Here is an 18,450-nt window from a genome sequence, read left to right as displayed (position 1 = left end):
CATCAACTGCCAGGCATCAAATAAGTGGAAAGCCCTGTACTGACGTACAGGGCTTTTTGCTATGGGGGATTTGACGACTAATACAGCCTTAATCGCGCTTCCCGTCACAAAAAACGACGCAACTCCAGGTAATAACCAAATTAATTTCCCTTATTTATTCATTCGTTGCTTAACTCAATATTTCTAATCGAATAATAAGTAGCAGTCTCACATTCCGGGTGAGCGTTGTCAGGAGAAAGTAATATGATGGATACTCTGGGATCCCAGCCTGATCATCACGATCAGCAAGATAAGAAGAAACGTATTTTCGCTATTGTGGGGGCGTCTTCGGGAAATCTGGTGGAATGGTTTGATTTCTACGTCTACTCCTTTTGCTCGCTCTACTTTGCCTCTTCATTTTTCCCCAGCGGAAACAGCACAACTCAGTTATTACAAACGGCGGGTGTTTTCGCTGCCGGGTTCTTTATGCGTCCTATTGGCGGATGGTTATTTGGCTATATCGCCGATAAACACGGCCGCAAGAATTCAATGATGATTTTCGGTCTGCATGATGTGCTGCGGTTCACTGGTCATCGCCTGTTTGCCTACCTACGCGACGATAGGCAGCTGGGCACCCATCTTATTGCTCATCGCCCGTCTGTTTCAGGGGCTTTCTGTCGGTGGGGAATACGGCACCAGTGCCACGTATATGAGTGAAGTGGCGATTAAAGGCCGACGCGGATTTTATGCTTCTTTTCAATATGTGACGCTGATTGGCGGGCAATTACTGGCTCTTCTGGTATTGGTAATATTGCAGCAAATCTTCTCGAATGATGAACTCAAATCCTGGGCATGGCGGATTCCCTTTGCACTGGGTGCTGTGCTGGCTGTCGTCGCCTTATTCCTGCGTCGTTCACTGAATGAAACGTCGGATAAACAGACCCGTGAACACAAAGATGCAGGTACGCTTTCGGGATTATGGAAGCATAAAAAAGCGTTCATGATGGTACTGGGATTTACGGCGGCAGGCTCTCTGACGTTCTATACCTTCACGACATATATGCAAAAATATCTGGTGAATACCGCCGGAATGGATACCAAAACCGCCAGCGCATTAATGACTGTCGCCTTATTTGTCTTTATGTGTTTACAGCCCATTATTGGCGGACTATCGGACAAAATAGGTCGCCGCAGTTCAATGCTGATATTCAGCGGGCTGGCGACCGTATTCACCATCCCGATTTTATATATTTTACAAACTGTCACCAGCCCTTATATCGCTTTTGGTTTGATTGTTTTGGCGTTGCTGATCGTCAGTTTTTATACTTCAATCAGCTGATTATTAAAGGCAGAAATGTTCCCGCCGGAAGTCAGGGCACTAGGCGTGGGATTATCGTATGCGGTGGCGAATGCTGTTTTTGGCGGCTCGGCGGAATATGTCGCGCTGACATTTAAATCCTGGAATATAGAGGAAGTCTTTTTCTGGTATGTCTGCGTAATGTGTTTAATCGCGTTGATTGTTTCGATGAAATTGCATCGCAAAGGTAAGGAAATACAGCTGTAATTTACGCAAAAGAAAGTGCAGGGACGCACTTTTAATAACGGATCAGATGATACGCGCTGTACCCGGTGGCGGCACCTGCAATATCCCATGCGAAATCTTTCCAGCTCCAGCCACTGCCTCCTTCCCGGCTGTCGTACAGCTCTTTGGTTGCGCCGAGCCCGACAGAAAACAGCAGTCCGAATGAACGGCTGCGCGCTTCATTCCAACCCTGATGATCACCGTAGGCCGTGCCTGCTGCGGCTAATACTGCTGAACCGACAAAATGTTCTGCCTTATCTTTTCCGGTCCACGGATCATTCGCATAATGCGTACATCCGCTGCATCCCAATATCAGCGCGATAAAAGATAATCTGAAGGTCACAATAGAACGTTGAGTCATAACGTGGAATTCCAGATAAAAAAAAGCCCGATCAGAATAATCAGGCTTTCAGTATAGCCAATTACAGGATCCGGCTGATTAATCTGTCAATACGTATTCTGCGCAGGCGCCGGATGAGCTTACGGACTTTAACCGGGTAATTTGGAATACTTTCCAGTTCCATATAATGAGAAACCACATGCGTATGCTGGCGAATTTCTTCCAGCTCTTTATGTCGCGCTTCTGCGAGTTCTTTATGCGGATCGTGGATAAGAATGGCATTCTCGAGATCCAGACGCCAGGCGCGGGGATTGAGGTTATTTCCGGTGATCAGCTGCCAGCGGTCATCCACCCACATTCCCTTGAGGTGATAGCTGTTATCGCCGTCTTTCCACAGGCGAACTATCAGCTGTCCGCTGTCAACAAAACGTTGTAAACGGCTCAGGAAGCGACGCAGGTTAATCTCGTACAAATACGGCAAGGCACCGATAATTTTAAACGGCTGATCCTGCGGGATGTAAAAATCGTTCGCGGTTTTATCACCGACGATAATTTCGACCTGCTTTCCACGTCGCAACAGATGAATAATATTGCGTGCCAGCATAGCAGGCATATTGAAATAAGGCGTACACAGCGTCAGCTTATGATCCGTACTGGCCATGAGATGGTGGATAGTCCGGTTCAGTTCATTCTGCTTCCCAAGACCAACAATCGGCGTCACCGCCAGCTCATCATTTCCTGCGCTGTCCTTGAAATGATATCCACTGGTGCGGAGGTTTTGGCGGAACTGACGCGTTTCGTTTTTGATCTCAATGCTTTTCGGGCGATCTTCACGATCAAGGCGCTGGACGGCAGCCGCGGTCAGGATCGATTTCTTCATAAAGTCGATCATGGTATTTGCCAGCGGTGCGTTGGTCAGTAACTGATAGCGGTCGTAGCGGTATTTCTCATGGCGATGCAGATAAACATCATTGAGGCTCGCACCGCTGTAAATCACCTGATCGTCAATCACAAAGCCTTTGAGATGCAAAACGCCCAACGCTTCACGGGTATTGACCGGAACACCGTACACCGGCACGGAAAGCTCAGGGTGCTCTTTAGCCATGCGACAATACCAGTCAGCATTGGTATTTGCTGCAGCCGCGCCAATGCGGCCACGCTGAGCGCGGTGCCAGTCAACCAGCACATAAATCTCCAGTTCCGGACGACGCTGCTTGGCGTCATACAGCGCCGACAATACATCACGACCGCCATCATCGTTCTCTAAATAGAGCGCGACCAGATAAATCCGTTGGGTGGCGTGAGCAATGGCTTCGAGCAGCGTCTTACGGAAATCTGCAGGGCAGTAGAGCGTTTTTACAGCATCAACCGTTTGGGGGAGTTTAGGCAGTTGAGCAAGGTGTTGTTGATGTTTATTACGTTTAAATTTTGACAACATCACAGTGCGCTTCTTCTCTCTTCATGTAATGGCTTTAGCGGCACAAGCAGACGATGGTAACCGCACAATCGGTCGATAATACCATTAGTCCTGTCCCATGTGCGCATCTTTTGCCTGTTCATGGCGCAGGCTCACGGTTTTCTGCTGTGAAATGCGGGTCTTTTCCAGTGCCAGTGAGAGGTTCACAATGCCGTCCTGGATCTGAATATCGACGTCGAATTCCAGTTTTCTGGCCAGCGTGATCATGCCACGGTTATTGGGCATGGTAATGCCGGTCAGACGTTGCAGGCCGTGCTCTGCCGCGTAATGGATCATCTTATCAAGCAGCCGCCTTCCGAGTCCCAGACCTTTCAGATCCGACCGCACCAGTACCGAGAATTCAGCATCAATATTATCCGGGTCTGAGACCGCCCGGGTGACGCCGATAATTTCGTTTTCATTATTCACTGTGCGAATGGCGACGAAGGCCATTTCCCGGTCATAGTCGATCTGGGTCATGTTCGCTAAATCTTCATGCGTGAACTCATTGATCTCACTGAAGTAGCGGTAATACAGATCTTCTTTGGTCACTTTCAGTATAAACGCTTTCAGCAGTGGCTCGTCCTCCGGCAGGATAGGCCGGAACAATGCGGGTGAGCCGTCTTTCAGTATTACGCGCTCTTCCAGTTCACGCGGGTAGGGGCGGATCGCCAGCCCTGATGCCGTTCCCTGCGCTGACAGCTGCATCGACACATCCAGCAGGCTGAGTTCACTGCCGGAAATCAGCAGGGGATGGATATCCAGTCGCTGGATTTCCGGGCAATCGATAATCAGGTTCGAAACATTCACCAGCAACTGACTCAGTGCCGGAATATCCAGAGGATGCAGGGCATTGCGGCCGCGGATTTTGCCGCTTTTGAGCGCCTGAACCACCTGATAACGCGCCAGCGTCATGTTCAGCGGTGGCAGGGAAATCACCGCCTGTCTTTCAGGAAGCCAGTCAGTACCGCCTTCGGCCAGCATGATCAGCGGGCCGAAGACCGGATCCTGTTCGACCACCACACGGAGTTCCTGCGACCCAGGCCGGTTCGCCATGGTTTGCACCAGCAGTCCCTGGATCCTTGCCTGCGGAAAAGCCTGTCTGGCGCGGTCAAAAATAGCGTTGGCGGCCTGCTCAACTTCGGCCGGTGTACGCAGATACAGCATGACGCCCTGAACTTCAGAATTATGCGGAATATCCGGGGAGCGCAATTTCAGTGCCACCGGATAACCCACCTGACTGGCGATATTAACGGCTTCGGCACTGTCGCTGGCAATCCATGTCGGCAGCACATTCATGCCGTACGCCTGCAATATCGCCCGGACCTCATGCGTATCCAGTTGCGTGGTGCCTTCCGCCAGCGTCCGGGCGATCAGCTGATGCGCCTGATCGGTGTTTTGTTCCAGATCCGCCGGAAGCGCCGGGGTTTCCTTCAGCTGTTTCTGGTTGCGGCGATATTCCACCATGTGCATAAACGCGGTCACCGTGCCTTCCGGCGTGCGGTAGGTCGGGATCCCGGCTTCGGTGAACAGCTTGCGGGCTTCCTGCGACGAAAACTCCCCGCACCAGTTGGTCAGCAGCGTGATGTATTTGCCGCGTGAATGCTTCTGGACGGCGTCAATAAGATGACTGGCGGTCACTGTGCCATGTGCCGCTGCGCTGGGCGCGTGGATCACCAGCAGCGCATCGTAATCGGTGCTGTCGAGCAGTGCGGTCATTACCGCCTGATAGAGCTTTGGCGTGGCGTCATCGTGTAAATCCAGCGGATTCGAGACGGCGATATTGTCAGGCAGAACGGCACTCAGTGTTTTACAGGTCTCATCACTCAGTTTCGCCAGTTTGCCGTTACGGGCAAGCAACTGATCCAACGCCATGGCAGCCGGAGCGGCACCGTTACTGATGATAAGTAAACGCTCACCCCGCAAAGGCCGCATATGACTCAGGGTTTCGACGGCGGAAAACAATTCATGGGTATCCTGCACGCGCAGCAAACCGGCGCGCTGGATCGCCGCATCATAGGCGGCATCGAGGCTCAGCGGGCTGTTGAGTAATTGCTGCGCCTGACCGCTGCGACCACTTTTGATCACCAGAATCGGTTTATTACGGGATGCACTGCGCGAGGCGGAAAGAAAACGCCGCGCATCGCTGATGTGTTCCAGATACAGCAGAATGGCGCTGGTTTTACTGTCGCGGGCGAGGAAATCGAGCAGGTCGTCCACATCAATATCCAGGCTGTCACCCAGCGACACGAAATAGGAAAAACCCACGGCGCGCTGCTGTGCCCAGTCGAGAATGGTATTGGCGACGGCCGCCGATTGCGAAATAAACGCCAGCTTGCCGGGAAGAATGGGCACGGGTGAAAAACTGGCATTCAGTTTTTGCCAGGGTGCGAGAATACCCAGACTGTTGGGGCCGAGCAGGCGCATCGAAAAACGCTGGGCGCAGGTTTTCAAATCGGCGAATTGCTGCGGCTGTGAGGAAAGTACAATGACGGTTTTACAGCCCCGCTCACCGAGCTGTTCGAGCAGCGCAAGATTACGGTCAGCGTGGGTACAGAGAATGGCGAGATCGGGCGACATCGGCAGACTGGCGACATCCCGCCAGGTCAGTACGCCGCACACCGCGCGATAAGCGGGCGTAACCGGCAGCACGGGGCCATTGAATCCGCTGTCGAGCAGATTACGCATCATCAGATATCCGGCCCGCCCCGGTTTATTGCTCGCGCCAATGACCGCGATAGATTCAGGTCGTAATAAGGCTTCCAGTCCGCGCTGACTCATAACGTCTCCGGTTCATCATCTTCCCATGATTCTAGAGGCTTTCTTCGTTCTTTGCTGTGAGCTGATGCACCGGATGATGGGGTTTCCCGGCCAGATACTGGGTGCGGAAATGGGTAAAGTGGCGTGAAAGGCCTGCCGAGGCATCGACATCACCGGCTTTTTCCAGCAGAGCAGCGGCCACTTCGACGGTGCAATGCAGTTCCGGGCGTGAGGCTTCACGCAGGATATAGCCGGAGCTGGCGCTTACATCGAGAGAGAAGACTGGCAGATTATCCAGATACGGGCTTTTGCGGAACATCTTGCGGGCTTCGTTCCAGGTGCCGTCGAGCATAATAAACAAAGGTGGTTTGCTGCCTGCCGGCACGTCGGTAAACACCTGACGCGGCGGTTCGGCGAAAGACGCCGGAAACACCACGTAAGCCTGACGTTCCGGGTCGGCAATCGCTTCCAGCAGCGCCGGATCGGTTTGCGTGCGTGACCACAAAAATGCCTGAGTATCCGGCAAGACATCTGCGATTAACCGGCCGGTATTGCTCGGTTTCATCGGCTCAGTGTCAAACATCACCAGACAAAAACGGCTGGCGGCCTGATGGATTTCGCGGGTGGCGCAGATGCAGTTACGTTTGGGTAACAGGCACGACTGACAGCGGATGGCCCGTGAACCGCGCGCAAGAAAAGGGCGGGTGGATCGGGCTAAACGCTGCTCACGCAGGCGAAGGACGGCGTTGTCTGACATAGGCATTCCGGTATGCGAAAAACGGCTATTCTAATCGCCCGGCAGCAGCAGGCAAGTGGCTTGTGTTCTGAACGGAAAAAGGCCCGTGCGGTGACGGGCCTTCGGCAGGGCTTTATGATGGCTTATGCGTTACAATGATTCATTAAGCCAGTTGTTGAAGGGCGCTTTAGGCATGGCACCACTCAACATATCGACCATTTTGCCTTCATTAAACACCATAATGGTCGGAATACTGCGGATACGGAACCGCGCGCTCAGTTCAGGTTCAGCTTCGGTGTTCACCTTGATGAAGCGGATTTTACCGGCGCGTTCCTGAGCCACATCTTCAAAAATTGGCGCGAAGTTAACGCAAGGTCCACACCACGGTGCCCAGAAATCGATGACCACCGGCAGATCATCCTGCAGGTATTTATCCAGCGTGGCAGCGGTTGCGTGAACCACATCGCCTTCAAAAAGTGCATGACCGCAACGACCGCATTTTGCGCCGTCGTCGATACGATCCTCAGGCAGGCGGTTGGTGGCCTGACATGATGAACAAACCGTATTCATAAAATAGCCTCTACATTGCTTAACGTGAGAATGGTATCAACCACAACCCCGGTTTTATCCTTAAAAGCGGTAAAGAACACGGCTGATATGTTGCTTGTATGTTGTAAGTATGGGGTTGGTACGTCACGTAAACAACGTGGTTTATTCAATGATTACGATAGTTTTTAGCTTTTGGTCCAAAGCCTGTGGCGTAGCTCACAGACATCAGGTAATCTTCGCGCCCTGCGCGTAGGTGGAGAGAAAAATGAACGATTCATTCAGTGGCAAGAACGGCAAAGTCAAAGTGATGTACGTCCGTAGTGACGACGACGGCGATAACCGCAATAACGATAAACGTCCTTCTAACAATAAAGGACGTCCGGGCGATAAACCTCGCCAGGGTTCCCGTCCAGACGATGCCCGCCGCAATGAGCGTCGCAGCAGCGATTCCCGTGGTGATTCCCGCGGCCCGGCACCACGCCGTGGTGATGATCGCCCGCGTCGTCCTGCGCGTGACGACGACGGCCCGTACTCTTCGCCGTGGAAAACGGTCTCCCGTCCACCGGCGGATGAATCCGTCCCGGATCACGGCGGTATCAGCGGCAAAAGCTTTATCGATCCTGAACAGCTGCGTCGTCAGCGTCAGGAAGAAACCCGCGTGTATGGCGAAAACGCCTGTAAGGCCCTGTTTGCCAGCCGTCCGGACGCTATCGTCCGTGCATGGTTTGTGCAATCCGTGACCCCGCGTTTTCGTGAAGCACTGCGCTGGATGGCGGCGAACCGCAAAGCCTACCATGTGGTTGAAGATGACGAACTGGCGAAAGCGTCCGGTACCGAACACCACGGCGGCGTGTGTTTCCTGATCAAAAAACGTCAGGGTCTGGATGCAGAAACCTATCTGCAAACGGCTCCGGCGAAAGACTGCGTACTGGCGCTGGAAAACGTCGGTAACCCGCATAACCTCGGCGGTATCATGCGTTCTTGTGCGCATTTTGGTATCAACGGGATGATGGTTCAGGATCCGGCTCAGCTGGAATCTGGCGCGGCAGTCCGTACCGCGGAAGGCGGCGCGGAGCACGTTAAGGCCATCAGCGCGGATAACTTCCTTGAAGTGCTGGAAACCTTCCGTAACGCGGGATACACCATCGTGACCACGTCCAGCCATAAAGGTACGGCGCTGGGCAAAGCACAGTTACCGGCCAAAATGGTGCTGGTGCTGGGTGAAGAGAGCGACGGTTTGTCTGACAGCGCCTGGCAACAGGGCGACCTGAGCGTGTCAATCGGCGGTACCGGCAAAGTGGAAAGCCTCAACGTTTCCGTGGCATCCGGTATTTTGCTGGCAGAATGGTGGCGTCAGAACCAGGCATAATTGCCCGGTTTCAGCCATAAAAAACGGACGCATAATGCGTCCGTTTTGCTTTCTGACATTCAGGGAATACCTGACTCAGTGCGCGCCACCGGCTCCGCCACCACTGGTGAATGGCGGTCGGGCGAACCAGATCAAGACCAGCAGCACCAGGAATGCGCCGCCGGATAACCAGAAAATCTCATTGGCAGAGATGATAAGTCCCTGATTCGTGATCTCCCGCGCTATCCAGCCTGATGCCTGCTGATGACTCATCCCGATGCCTTCGAGCTGCTGATAAGTCTGCGTCGCCGCCGGATTAAACGGCGTGATGTTTTCCGTCAGCTGCGCGTGGTGCAGCGATTCACGGTTCGACCACAGGGTTGTGGTGATCGACGTACCAATCGAACCGGCCAGCGTACGGATAAAGTTCGACAAACTCGATGCCGCCGCCATACGTTCAGGCGGTAAGCCGGACAGAATAATGGTGGTCAGTGGCATAAAGAAGCAGCCGACCGCGAAGCCCTGAATAAACTGCGGCCACGCTGATGCGCCAAAATCCATCCCCGGTTCGAACGTATATGCACGCCAGAAGAAGCAGTAGGCGTACATGATAAAGCTGAAGGTCACCAGCTTTCGCATGTCCAGACGGTGCGCGAAACGCCCGATAATCGGCGACATCAGTACCGGTAAAATCCCTACCGGCGCGGACGCCAGACCGGCCCAGGTGGCGGTATACCCATAGACCTCTTGCAATAGCTGCGGCAGCAGGACAATCGCGCCGAAGTAGAGCATGTAGGCCAGGCTGATACACAGCACGCCAATGGTGAAGTTTCGCGATTTAAACAGTGACAGGTCGACGATCGGATGGTCGTCGGTCAGTTCCCAGACCACAAGGAAACAGAGCGCGACCACTGCCACGACCGCCAGCACGATAATTTCCGTCGAGTTAAACCAGTCGAGTTCTTTACCCCGGTCGAGCATCACCTGCAAGGCACCGATACCCAGCACCAGCAGCACCAGCCCGACACTGTCGATGGGTCTGATCTGCGTGGCGGTTTCGCGGCCCTTCAGTGTTCTCAGCGTCAGGAACACCACCGCAATACCGATCGGCACGTTGATAAAGAAGATCCAACCCCAGTGATAGTTATCACTGATATACCCGCCGAGGATCGGCCCGCAGATCGGGGCGACGATCACCGTCATCGACCAGAGCGCGAGCGCGGTACTTCGCTTGGCTGGCGGATAGTTATTCAGTAACAGACTTTGCGAAAGCGGGATCAGCGGACCTGCCACCACGCCCTGCACCACACGGAAGAAAATCAGCATTTCCAGGCTGGTCGACATACCGCACAGCCACGATGCAATTGCAAACAGCACCGTTGACCACAGGAAGAGTTTGACCTCACCAATGCGTTTTGCCAGCCAGCCGGTGATCGGGATTGAGATGGCATTCGCCACCCCGAACGACGTGATAACCCAGGTGCCCTGCGAGTTCGAGGCACCCAGATTCCCGGCGATGGTCGGGATCGCCACGTTGGCGATCGTCGAGTCCAGCACCTGCATAAAGGTAGCCAAAGACAAAGCCACCGTCATCCAGGCCAGCGGGGCGCCTACCAGCGGTTTATTTGCCACGAAGGCCTCCGGATGTTTTAGCCTGCATTGGCATGGATAACGTCAGCAATAATGGCGTTGACCGGTGCCAGATCCAGTGTCAGCGCGGTCGTCTGATACAGCGGTTCGCTGCGGACTTTATCGGCCAGCACCAGACCCTCACGATTCTGCGTATCAACCGTTACCAGCGTCGATAAACCGATACGCAGCGGATGTTCAGCCACTTCCTGATCGTTAAGTTCGATACGCACCGGCAGGCGCTGAACCACTTTGATCCAGTTGCCGGTGGCATTCTGTGCCGGTAACAGCGAGAACGCGCCGCCGGTGCCCATGTCCATACCGACGACTTTGCCGTGATATTTCACGTCATCGCCGTACATGTCACTGACCACGGTCGCCATCTGGCCAATACGCATATTTGCCAGCTGGGTTTCTTTAAAGTTAGCGTCGACCCAGATGTGATGCGCCGGAACCACGGCCATCAGGGAGGTTGTCGGGCTAATTTGCTGACCAATCTGTACGGCACGACGTGAGACGAAACCGTCAATCGGGCTGCGGACTTTGGTGCGTTGCAGGGCAAGCCATGCATCGCGCACCTGAGCGGCGGCCTGAAGAACCTGCGGCTGCTTATCGACCGGCGTATCCAGAATCATCGCCTGATTGGCGTTGTATTGCTGAACGGCGACATCGTATTGCGCTTTCGCGGTATCGACGGCGTCACGGGCGTGTTGCAGTTCTTCACGGCCAATCGCATCGACATTACCCAGCACGATGCGGCGCTTGAGGTCAGTCTGCGCCTGTTGCAGTTGCGTCTGACGCAGCGCGATATTGGCCTGATATTGTTTACCGTTGATGATCAACTGATGCGTCTGACGCACGCTGTTCGCCAGCGCCGTTTTAGAGCGTTCGAACGCCTGCTCAGCATCGGTCGGGTCGATGGTCACCAGCACGTCACCTTTTTTCACAAAGTCGGTGCTGTCGAAATTGACGTCGGTCACGCTACCCGACACCTGCGCCATAATCTGAACCTGATTACCGGCCACATACGCATCGTCGGTGGACTCGAAATGACGTAACACCAGCAGCCAGTAGAACAGGTAGGCGATGGCAATAATAATGAAAATCCCGGTTAACAAGAGCATCGCGACTTTGCGCGTTTTCTTCTTATTTTTCGGAGCTTGCGGCGTTGCCTGAGTATCGGCATTTGCGCTCATGGTCTTCTCCACACTGAGTCTTTTATTATGATTTTTGGTCCGCAGCCGGGGCCTGATAGCCGCCCCCAAGCGCACGGATGAGACTGATTTTTGCCTGCATCAACTGACTGCTGGCCGTAAGTTGCGCCTGTTGTTGTTGCAGAAGCGCTGACTGGCTGGTTAACAGCTCATCCCGTCCGATGACGCCAGCGTTGTATCTTGCATCCGAAACGCGATACACCTCATCCAGCGATTTAGCGGCAGAAGACGCCTGCTGCAATTGTTCAGCGCTGCTTTTCGAGACAGTAATGGCATCCGCAGTTTGCTGGATGGCGTTCAGGATGGTCTGGTTATACGACTCAACAGACTGGTCATATAACGCGGACTCTTCGCCCAGTTTGGAGCGCAGTGCACCGGCGTGGAAAATCGGCAGCGAAATGGCGGGCGCGATATTCCAGGCGGTACTGGCCGCTTCAAACAGATTCGGGCTGGTGCCGCCGTAATTGGTGGTCGTCAGACCGCCGAAGGCACTGATGGAAAGGCTGGGATAAAATTCTTTTTTCGCGGCACTGACACGCTGGGACCAGGATTCCACCAGATCACGCTGTGCAGCGATGTCCGGGCGTTTGCCGAGTAAATCCAGCGTCAGCTCCGCTTTAGGTGCCAGCGCGTCAGGGGAAGGCAGCGCCACGGCGTGCACTCCGTCCATTGCATCCGGGCCACGTCCGGCCAGCGCAGAAAGCTGATGTCGCAGCTGTTCTGTTTGCGATTTCAGATTGATGATCTGTTGTTTGGCACTGTCGGCCTGCGCCTGGGTTTGTTGCGGAATTTCAATGCCGTACACGCCTGCCTGATACTGCGCTTTGCGCAAATCGGCCAGACGCTGATTGTTATCCACTTCGTGTTGCAGAACATCCTGCAAGGCAAGATTGGCCTGCAACGCATAATAGGCTGACGCCACCGAACTGGTCAGCGTCAGAGCGGCTTCAGCCTGTTCGGCACGGGCGGAGTCCACCTGTGCTTTCGCGGCATTCACCTGATTGCGGTATTTCCCCCACCAGTCAAACTCATAGCTCAGATTCAGCCCGAGGCTGTTGCTGCTGTCGTAAATTGGCGCTTCGGGATAGCTGGTCAGGAACGGCGGGATCGTGTTTTTTGCCACACGTTCACGACGCGTTGAACCATTCAAATCCAGATAAGGGCCATTGGCGGCATTGGCTTCTCCCATCACGCTTTGCGCTTCGCGCACGCGGGCGGCGGCCTGACGCAATGAAGGCGAATTCTGCAACGTCGTGGTCATCAGATTATCGAGTTGCGGGTCATTCAGACTGCGCCACCACTGAGGGCCGAGGGTCAGGGAACTGACTTTTGCCTGCTGCAGATGAAGCTGTTGCGTATCCAGCAGCGACGACTGAGGAGCAATATTATTACCGGAGGCGCAGCCAGCCAATATCAAAACGGCAAACAGCGGCGTAAGCCTCCGGCGAGCTTGGAGTGACATGTGTGGTTTACCTGAACTGAAATCTAGAATTGTTGTAGTGCTGTCGCATCCATCTGATCAAGGCGGGTTAACAGTTTGCGCGTCAGGGTTTCTAACTGCTTCTGTTCATCGGCGTCTAAGGTCGACCAGAGAAAATGCAGGCTCTTATGTTGAGGCGGCAGTAACTTCTGAATAAAGGCTTCACCGTCGGGCGTCAGGTGCAAATGCAGGCACCGGCGGTCGTTATCGCTTTCACGGCGTTCGATCCATCCGCGCTTTTCCAGCTCATCCGCAATGCGGGTGGCGTTGGTGCGTGAAGAACCCAGCGCAGAGCTTAGCTCAGAAGGCTGAATGCTGTGACTTTCCTGCGCATCAAGAGTCAGTAACGCCATAAACAGCGTTTCATTAATCCCTTGTGCTTTCAGCATTTTATTACGGTTTTCAAGCAATTTACTTTGCATGTGCATACAGAGGCGGGTCAGCAGAATTTCCTGATAAGGGAAATCTTTTTGCTTCTTAGCCCGGAAATTTAACATGTTTTCAATTGGCGCGAATGAACTGTCCATATGAGAAGCCTCATTAGTTACGAATGACATAGTAACGACGGTAATTAATAATATCAATGTCATGAATCACCAATTCTTTAGCAATTAGTGTTATTCATAACTCCGGTGAATTATTCGATGTTTAATGTATTAGGCAGAGTTTGCCCGGTTGTTGCTTTACGGTAAAAAATAGCCTCATCCCGCCAGCAGCATCACCTTGAACACCAGGCCGTACACCACAGCGCCGGTCAGTGTGGCAATAATGATGCTTTTGGTTCGCCAGAAAATCAGCGCGAGCACCACAAAACCGGCCAGTGAGGGCAGCAGTTTTTGCGGATCGCGCAGGATTTCAGGCGTGCTTGACACCACCAGTAGCGCGCAGATTGAGGCGATACCAATGCTGTCGAGCACGCGGGATAACGGGCCACTTTTCAGTCCTGATTTCTGTCGTGCGCCAAGACGCAAAGGCAGATACCGGAACAGATAATTGACGGTGCCGACCAGCAGACACACCAGAATGACATCAGTGCTCATCTGAGGTGATCTCCGTGGCAGAAGGGGATACCGGGCGTTGCAGCAGGGCCGCAATGCACCCCGCGCCCAGACCGCAACCGATGGCGGCGGGGATCGACCCGAACAGCAGCCCGCCCAGCGCACCGGCCAGCGAGGCAACAAACACCAGGCTTTGCTGGCGCTTAAACGCCGCCAGCAGAAAACTCAGAAACAGCGCCGGTAACATAAAGCCGAGTGCGGCTTCGATGGCCGGAAAATTCTGCAGCGGACCATTACCGAACAGCGCACCTATGGCGGTGCCGAACACCCACGAAAGCCAGGAAGACAGCGCAATGCCGCACATCCAGTTTTCGCTCCAGCTGCGTTTATCGCGGATCAGTTTGGCGGTGGCGGCCGCGAACACTTCATCGGTCAGGCCAAATGCCCAGAGTGCGGTTTTTCTGCCATTGAGTTTGCTCACCAGCCGGTTACGCAGCGACGGGCCGTACAGCACGTGACGCACATCCATCGCCATCACGGTCAGGGCGGAAACCCATAACGACATTCCGGCACTGAGCAGCGCGGTGATCACAAACTGGCTGGCGCCAGCATAGATGAGAATGGAAAACAGCAGACTTTCAGCGGGAGTGAAACCCAGTTTGACTGCACTGAGTCCGAAGGCAAACGCGACAGGCACATAGCCAATCACAATGGGCAGGCTATCGGTAATACCTTGTGCGAAGGTGGAAACACGGACGGGGTCGGGTGCTTCGAGATCTGGATTGGTTTGCATGGGTGTTTAAAACATTGTGAAACCGGATAGTTGCCGGCGAATAATTCATGGCGTAAACATTACCAGACTGTAAGTATCGTTAACACCCTTTGGTTCAAATAAATTTCTCCAATGATTATTCGCAAGCTAATCAGGAGGGGTGATGGTTCCCTCCTGATGTAGTTTCGTACGTTATCAGGCCAGCGTGTATTTATGGCCTTTCCACCAGACCAGTAAATTCAGCACACACATGAGGATGCCTGCTGCCGAGACCCCGTACCAGCCCGCCGCCTGATAGGCCGAAGCGGATACCAGGGAACCCACCGCACCGCCAATAAAGTATGTCGTCATGTAACCTGCGGTCAGGCGGTTACGCGCTTCCGGCAGGGTTTTATAAATCACACTTTGGTTGGTGATATGCACTCCCTGAACCGAAAGGTCCAGAATGATGATGCCAATAATCAGCGAAATCACTGAGTGCTGCCCGTACGCAGTGGCGGCCCATGACAGCAATAACAGCACCAGCCCGACCGTGGTGGTCAGATGCGCCTTGCCCTTGTCCGCCAGATTGCCTGCACGGGTCGCCGCCAGCGCCCCGGCAGCACCCACCAGACCAAACAGACCGATGACGCCTTCAGAATAGTGATAGGCCGGACCCGCCAGCAGGAACGCCATCGACGTCCACAGAATGCTGAAGTTGGCGAAGCAGAACATGCCAATCAGCGCGCGGGTGCGTAATACCGGCGTATGGATAAACAGCGTAAAAATGGATTTCAGCAACTGCGGATAATTCAGATCGGTTTTCTGATGGTGCTTTGGCAGCTTACGCCACAGCACCAGCGCCATCACGATCATCAGCCCACTGGCGACCCAGTACACCGTCCGCCAGCCGCCCAGCGACGCCAGCGCACCGGCAACGGTTCGCGCCAGCAGAATGCCCAGCAGCAGGCCGGACATAATCAGCCCGACGACTTTACCGCGACGCTCCGGCTCAGCCAGTGTGGCGGCCAGCGGCACCAGAATTTGTGCCACGACGGAGAACAGTCCGGTCAGCGCCGTCCCGACCAGCATGATGGTCAGCGTCGGTGCCATCGCGGTGATCAGCAATCCGGCAGCGGAAAGCAGGGTCATCAGCACAATCAGCCCGCGACGTTCAAACATATCGCCGAGCGGCACGATAAACATCAGGCCGCAGGCGTAACCGAGCTGCGCCACAGTCACAATAAAACCGGCCTGATTGACCGACAGGCTGAACGCACGCGCAATGGTGTCGAGCAGCGGTTGCGGATAATAGTTACTGGCGACGGCAAGCCCGGTGGCCACCGCCATCAGAATAATCAGCGCCGGGCTGAGCGGAGAATGTGTGGTCGTTTTTTTCATAATGAGACTTAACGGATCTTATTGAAGGAGCAGGGAAATGCGAAAGACGATTATCGTTTTGGTTGAAATATTAAACCAATGAATAGTTTTAATGGCAACTATCTGGTTTTGTAATAGACATGTTCGCACACAAAAAAACGGGCGGAGATTTCTCCCCGCCCGCTGGTCTTACTGAGTCTGTAACGGCGTTATTTCGCTGCTGCGGCGGCTTCTTTTACCCAGCCGTCGAACTGTTCCTGGTGGGCTTTGATCCAGCCGTCGGTCTGTGCATCGATATCGGCTTCTGAATTTTTACCGGCATGCATAGCGGCGTTCTGCGCATTGATGTCTTTCAGCGGCAGTTTCATGATGGCAAACAGTTTTGCCGCCGCCGGGTTTTTCTCAGCCCAGGCTTTGTTCGCCACGATGTGCATGGTGCTCACCGGGAAACCGTAGTTTTTGCCGTTTGGCAGTTTGGTATCGGCGTTTTTATCCCCCGGCACTACCGAGAACGGCACCTGCATCCACAACACGTCTTTGCCCGGGATCAGGACATTGCTGACCCAGTACGGCGTCCAGGTGTAATAGAAGATCGGTTTCCCTTCTTTGTAACGGGTGATGGTGTCGGCGATCATCGCAGAGTAGTTACCCTGATTGTGGGTCACGGTATCTTCCAGACCGTAGGCTTTCAGCTGCTCATTCAGCGCCGCTTCACAGCCCCAGCCCGGCGTACAACCGGTCAGATCGGCTTTGCCGTCACCGTTGGTATCAAACAGTTTCGCCAGTTTCGGATCTTTCAGCTGTTCGATATTGGTGATGTGGTATTTCTCGGCGGTTTTCTTATCGATCAGCCAGCCCTGCGCGGCACCGGTCACGTAGGTACCTTCACGATAAAACACCTTGTCGCCACCGGCGGCTTTGTACATTTCATCATGCAGCGGCGACCAGTTGACGGCGGTAAAGGTCGCGTCACCGGCGGCAAGGGTGGTGTAGCCGACGTTGTAATCGACTTCGCGGGTCGGCTGAACGTCATAGCCCAGTTTTTCCAGCGCTTTATTCACCAGCTCGGTCTGAAATGTCTCTTCACTGATGGTGCTCTGGATAGGTGTCACGGTGACCCCTTTACCCGGCAAATCGGCGGCGAAGGTGGTGGCTGTGGCAAATGTTGTGAGGGCGGCAACCGCCCAGATTCCTGTCTTTTTCATAAATTCCTCAGATTTTATCATGCGTTATTTTGCTGCAGCGGCAGCTTCTTTGATCCAGCCATCGAAGGTCGCCTGATGTGCTTTGATCCAGCCATCAACGTGTTGCTGGATATCCTCAGAAGACGATTCCCCTTCATGCATCCGCAGGTTTTGCGCATTCACGTCGGCCAGTGGCAGTTTCATGATGGCGAACAGCTTCGCGGCCGCCGGGTTTTTCTCCGCCCAGGCTTTGTTCGCCACGATGTGTTCGTTATTGACCGGGAAGCCATAGTTCTTGCCGTTCGGCAGCGTGGTATCCATGTCTTTCAGTGAACCCGGATTCGCCGAGAACGGCACCGTCAGCCAGACCACGTCTTTGCCCGGTTTCATTTCGTTGCTGACCCAGTACGGTGTCCAGGTGTAATACAGCACCGGTTTGCCGGATTTAAAGCGGGTGAGGGTATCGGCGATAATGGCCGAATAGTTGCCCTCGTTTTGCGTCACGGTATCGCTCAGGCCGTACGCTTTAATTTGCGTATTGATCACCTGACCGCAGACCCAGCCCGGATTACACCCGGCCATATCGGCTTTGCCGTCGCCGTCGGCGTCAAACAGTTTGGCGATTTTCGGGTCTTTCAGCTGCGACAAATCGTGGATGTGGTATTTTTCGGCGGTCTTTTTGTCGATCAGATAACCCTGCGCCGCGCCGCCAATAAACGTGCCCTGACGGTAAAATTTCTGGTCGCCACCGGCGGCGGCATACATATCTTTTTGCAGCGGATCCCAGTTCACAGCCATATAAGTGGAATCACCGCTGGCGATGGCGGTATACGCCACGTTGTAATCCACTTCGCCGGTTTGCTGAACGTCGTAGCCCAGTTTTTCCAGCGCGCGGTTAACCAGTTCGGTCTGGAAAGTTTCTTCTGCAATAGTGCTTTGCAACGGTTTAACGACCACGCCTTTGCCCGGTAAATCGGCGGCGAAAGCGGCGGTAGTCGCCATGGATACTGCGAGGATGAGTGCTTTATTGATCAGTGTTGTGCGCATGGTGAACCCTTATTCTT

At 54.0% G+C, this 18,450-nt stretch carries 15 protein-coding genes and 1 pseudogene; 2 read left to right on the top strand and 14 right to left on the bottom strand.

Features of this window, described 5'->3' with window-relative positions:
* Nucleotides 1-243 precede the first annotated feature (243 nt).
* Nucleotides 244-1,543 (top strand): annotated as a pseudogene (locus EYY67_RS19580) (MFS family transporter).
* 31 nt (nucleotides 1,544-1,574) lie between these two features.
* Here EYY67_RS19580 and EYY67_RS19575 read toward each other — a convergent pair.
* The 5 genes from EYY67_RS19575 to trxC all read right to left on the bottom strand — a co-directional run bounded on the left by EYY67_RS19575 (nucleotide 1,575) and on the right by trxC (nucleotide 7,423).
* Complete coding sequence (locus EYY67_RS19575; RefSeq protein ID WP_131694200.1) at nucleotides 1,575-1,922, bottom strand: YfiM family lipoprotein; 348 nt, start codon at nucleotides 1,920-1,922, stop codon at nucleotides 1,575-1,577.
* Between the two features lie 61 nt (nucleotides 1,923-1,983).
* Complete coding sequence (pssA, locus tag EYY67_RS19570) at nucleotides 1,984-3,339, bottom strand: CDP-diacylglycerol--serine O-phosphatidyltransferase (RefSeq protein WP_165497985.1); 1,356 nt, start codon at nucleotides 3,337-3,339, stop codon at nucleotides 1,984-1,986.
* Nucleotides 3,340-3,423: 84 nt separating this feature from the next.
* The gene (locus EYY67_RS19565; protein ID WP_131694198.1) at nucleotides 3,424-6,138 is read right to left on the bottom strand and encodes a bifunctional acetate--CoA ligase family protein/GNAT family N-acetyltransferase; all 2,715 of its coding nucleotides are present in this window, start codon (nucleotides 6,136-6,138) and stop codon (nucleotides 3,424-3,426) included.
* Nucleotides 6,139-6,169: 31 nt separating this feature from the next.
* Entirely contained in the window at nucleotides 6,170-6,874 is a 705-nt protein-coding gene (locus EYY67_RS19560; RefSeq protein WP_131694197.1) for a tRNA-uridine aminocarboxypropyltransferase, read from the bottom strand.
* Between the two features lie 129 nt (nucleotides 6,875-7,003).
* On the bottom strand, nucleotides 7,004-7,423 hold the full coding sequence (trxC, locus tag EYY67_RS19555; protein WP_015695963.1) for a thioredoxin TrxC: 420 nt from the start codon (nucleotides 7,421-7,423) through the stop codon (nucleotides 7,004-7,006).
* A 244-nt stretch (nucleotides 7,424-7,667) separates the two neighbouring features.
* Here trxC and EYY67_RS19550 point away from each other — a divergent pair, with 244 nt between their 5' ends.
* Nucleotides 7,668-8,771: a tRNA/rRNA methyltransferase gene (locus EYY67_RS19550; RefSeq protein WP_095923430.1), complete on the top strand. Its 1,104-nt coding sequence runs from the start codon at nucleotides 7,668-7,670 to the stop codon at nucleotides 8,769-8,771.
* A gap of 75 nt (nucleotides 8,772-8,846) precedes the next feature.
* Here EYY67_RS19550 and emrB read toward each other — a convergent pair whose 3' ends face one another.
* The 9 genes from emrB to proX (EYY67_RS19505) all read right to left on the bottom strand — a co-directional run bounded on the left by emrB (nucleotide 8,847) and on the right by proX (EYY67_RS19505) (nucleotide 18,433).
* Nucleotides 8,847-10,382 (bottom strand): multidrug efflux MFS transporter permease subunit EmrB, encoded by a 1,536-nt coding sequence (emrB, locus tag EYY67_RS19545; RefSeq protein ID WP_095923428.1) that lies wholly within the window; start codon nucleotides 10,380-10,382, stop codon nucleotides 8,847-8,849.
* Between the two features lie 17 nt (nucleotides 10,383-10,399).
* Entirely contained in the window at nucleotides 10,400-11,575 is a 1,176-nt protein-coding gene (emrA, locus tag EYY67_RS19540; RefSeq protein ID WP_095923425.1) for a multidrug efflux MFS transporter periplasmic adaptor subunit EmrA, read from the bottom strand.
* Nucleotides 11,576-11,600: 25 nt separating this feature from the next.
* Nucleotides 11,601-13,055, bottom strand: coding sequence for an efflux transporter outer membrane subunit (locus EYY67_RS19535; protein WP_131694196.1), 1,455 nt, complete (start codon nucleotides 13,053-13,055; stop codon nucleotides 11,601-11,603).
* Between the two features lie 23 nt (nucleotides 13,056-13,078).
* Nucleotides 13,079-13,600, bottom strand: a complete 522-nt coding sequence (gene mprA, locus EYY67_RS19530) for a transcriptional repressor MprA (protein WP_095923421.1) — start codon at nucleotides 13,598-13,600, stop codon at nucleotides 13,079-13,081.
* Nucleotides 13,601-13,774: 174 nt separating this feature from the next.
* The gene (ygaH, locus tag EYY67_RS19525) at nucleotides 13,775-14,113 is read right to left on the bottom strand and encodes an L-valine transporter subunit YgaH (RefSeq protein WP_095923419.1); all 339 of its coding nucleotides are present in this window, start codon (nucleotides 14,111-14,113) and stop codon (nucleotides 13,775-13,777) included.
* Entirely contained in the window at nucleotides 14,103-14,864 is a 762-nt protein-coding gene (locus tag EYY67_RS19520; protein WP_131694195.1) for an AzlC family ABC transporter permease, read from the bottom strand. The genes ygaH and EYY67_RS19520 overlap by 11 nt, the downstream gene beginning before the upstream one ends.
* Before the next feature lie 174 nt (nucleotides 14,865-15,038).
* Complete coding sequence (locus tag EYY67_RS19515; protein WP_131694194.1) at nucleotides 15,039-16,223, bottom strand: MFS transporter; 1,185 nt, start codon at nucleotides 16,221-16,223, stop codon at nucleotides 15,039-15,041.
* Nucleotides 16,224-16,411: 188 nt separating this feature from the next.
* Nucleotides 16,412-17,407, bottom strand: coding sequence for a glycine betaine/L-proline ABC transporter substrate-binding protein ProX (gene proX / locus EYY67_RS19510; RefSeq protein ID WP_095925211.1), 996 nt, complete (start codon nucleotides 17,405-17,407; stop codon nucleotides 16,412-16,414).
* Nucleotides 17,408-17,431: 24 nt separating this feature from the next.
* Entirely contained in the window at nucleotides 17,432-18,433 is a 1,002-nt protein-coding gene (proX, locus tag EYY67_RS19505; RefSeq protein ID WP_131694193.1) for a glycine betaine/L-proline ABC transporter substrate-binding protein ProX, read from the bottom strand.
* Between the last annotated feature and the right edge of the window lie 17 nt (nucleotides 18,434-18,450).

Origin of the sequence: Rahnella victoriana (assembly GCF_004330295.1) — a bacterium.
In the GTDB taxonomy this organism is placed as follows: domain Bacteria; phylum Pseudomonadota; class Gammaproteobacteria; order Enterobacterales; family Enterobacteriaceae; genus Rahnella; species Rahnella victoriana.
This window is presented reverse-complemented; position numbering and strand designations above follow the sequence as displayed.